This window comes from Streptomyces sp. NRRL S-378 (assembly GCF_000720645.1).
In the GTDB taxonomy this organism is placed as follows: domain Bacteria; phylum Actinomycetota; class Actinomycetes; order Streptomycetales; family Streptomycetaceae; genus Streptomyces.
Genome location: NZ_JOBX01000160.1, coordinates 1 through 2,120 on the forward strand (window position 1 = coordinate 1; position 2,120 = coordinate 2,120).

The 2,120-nt window shown below is 68.3% G+C and carries 2 protein-coding genes and 2 pseudogenes; 2 read left to right on the plus strand and 2 right to left on the minus strand.

The features are described 5' to 3' along the window. Both IH80_RS47050 and IH80_RS43355 read left to right on the plus strand, forming a co-directional pair. A pseudogene (locus tag IH80_RS47050) lies at nt 1-300 on the plus strand (transposase family protein); the annotation flags it as partial. 32 nt (nt 301-332) lie between these two features. Beyond that, nucleotides 333-566 (plus strand): annotated as a pseudogene (locus IH80_RS43355) (transposase); the annotation flags it as partial. 272 nt (nt 567-838) lie between these two features. Here the strand turns inward: IH80_RS43355 and IH80_RS40340 are convergent. Together IH80_RS40340 and IH80_RS0138245 are read right to left on the minus strand one after the other, a co-directional pair. Then, a complete protein-coding gene (locus tag IH80_RS40340) occupies nt 839-1,741 on the minus strand; it encodes a DUF3592 domain-containing protein (protein ID WP_037882356.1) in 903 nt (300 codons plus the stop codon). A gap of 181 nt (nt 1,742-1,922) precedes the next feature. After that, a partial coding sequence (locus IH80_RS0138245; protein ID WP_037882358.1) for a transposase family protein occupies nt 1,923-2,120 on the minus strand: 198 nt, incomplete at its 5' end.

Below are 2,120 nucleotides of genomic sequence, written 5' to 3' on the forward strand. Positions count from 1 at the left end.
CTGTTCTGCAGTCCCGCCCAGCCGGCAAGCTGTGCCGACATCACCCACGCCCGGCAGTTAGGCCTGGTCAAGCACCTGATTAGCGGCCCGGCCGTGGAGGTCCTTGCCGACGCCGGCTACCAAGGCTTGGGCGCTCAGACCGGCGGCCGCGTAGTGACACCACCGCACCGCAAGTTCAAGAAGAACCCGTCGGAGTGGTACGAGGAGATCTACGAACGCCAACGCAAGGCGCACTCCTCACGCCGGATCCGGGTCGAACACGGCATCGCACACCTCAAGAACTGGCGGGCACTCGCTCGCCACCTCGGCCGACGCGAGCAGATGAGTGACCCAAGGTCCACTTGGCCAGTGATGGCCAGGCCCGGCCCCTGGCCATCCGCGTCACCGCCGGCCAAGCCGGTGACGCGTCGGCCTTCGAGGCGGTCATGGCCAGGATCCGGGTTCCGCGAACGGGGCTCGGGAGGCCGAAAACACGACCTGCCGCCGTCCTCGCAGACCGCGCCTACTCTTCCCGTGCGATCCGCGGGCATCTCCGTCGCCGAGGTATCCGTGCTGTCATTCCGCAGCCTGCAAGCTCGCCATCGCCTACCAGGCCGCACTGCACCTCGCTGCGATCCTCATGTGGACCCGGCGCTGACCGAGGGGCAGATCCTAGGACAGCACCCGACGGCCAAGGCCCGTCCGGCCGGCGAGGCGAGGCGAGGCGAGGCGAGGCGAGGCGAGAACGTCATCGTCCTGTCGGCCCTGGCGGATGAGTGCGCGCTGAGATGGCAACGGTGACATCGGATCGCGGGCCCTCCCGCGCACACCTCCTCGTACGACCTCCTCCAAAGGATCTTCAGGCAGTACGCCAGACCCAGGCCAGGGCGGCTCCAGGGGTGACGCAGGACAGGAAGGCGGCCGGACCGGCCGCTTCCCATCCCAGGGCGGTCGGCAGCAGCAGGAGCAGTCCGAGGACGAGGATCCCGAGGGCCGGGAGGTGGACGACGGGTCTGAACCGCCGTACACGGGGCGTCATGTCCCAGTCGAGGGCGCCCTTCAGGATCGCCGTCGGCGGAACGATCAGGAGGAGTCCGAGGAGGAGGTAGAAGTTGAGGTTGGCCAGGCCCGGCCGTTGGCGACGGCCGTCGGTCAGTACCGGCGAATCCGGGCGAGGGTCGCCCGGCGCGTAGTACAGCTGGATCGTCGTGCCCGCCTTCGGAGCGTGCTGGGTGGTCATCGCGCGCTTGGTCACCTCGCGGGGCCCGTTGTCGTAGGGAATCTTCAGGACGAGGTCGGTTTGGTAGTACACCGGCTCGTCGGAGTCGTCCTGCCCGCGGACCGGATCCCCGGCGAGCCGGACCACGGTCGCCGGATGCTCCCCCCATCCGGCTGCGTCCAGCCGAGCAGTCTCCCGTCCGTACTCCGGAGAGACCATCAGCCCCATGGCGAAGCAGGCCAGGGTGGCCATGGGCACCAGCAAGGCGACGAACCACACCAGCGCGCGGCCGCTGTACTCGCCGCCGTCGACCGAGGTGCCGCGGAAGGGCCTGGTACTCGCGGGGCCACGCCGCGGCCAGTACGACTTCCGCAGAGGGGCCCGGAGCGAAGAGATGATCCAGGCGGCGGCGAAGAGCAAGGACAGTGCGGCCATCGCCGTCTCGGCGTACAGCGGCGGGTACGATCCGACGCCCCACAGCACGCACCCGATTGCCCCGCTGGCGCTGAGCACCATGCCCCAGCCGGTGAGCGTGGTCCACACGCTCCGCCCGTGCTGGTATTTGCGTTTCCCTGCCGACCGCTTCATTCCCGCCCCCTGTTCGCATGGTTCGCGCGTGGCAGGATAGATCAACTCGGCCGGAACAGGTGCTGTTCAAGGAGACAGAACCTAACGAGCTCGTGCATGGTTGGCGGTGAGACGTCGCGGCCTGCTGTCCTGGGGTTCAGCTTGTCGATTTCTGGCTGAGGTCTGCGGTCTGCTGGTGCGCGAGCAGGCCAGCGACGGCTTGGACGGTGTCGCTCATGTGCTCCCGGCGCCCGAAGTGACGGGCGAGAGCTCGCCAGTTCTTGAGGTGTGCGATCCCGTGCTCGACGTGGATACGCCGTGAGGAATGGGCTTTGCGCTGCCGCTCGTGGATCTC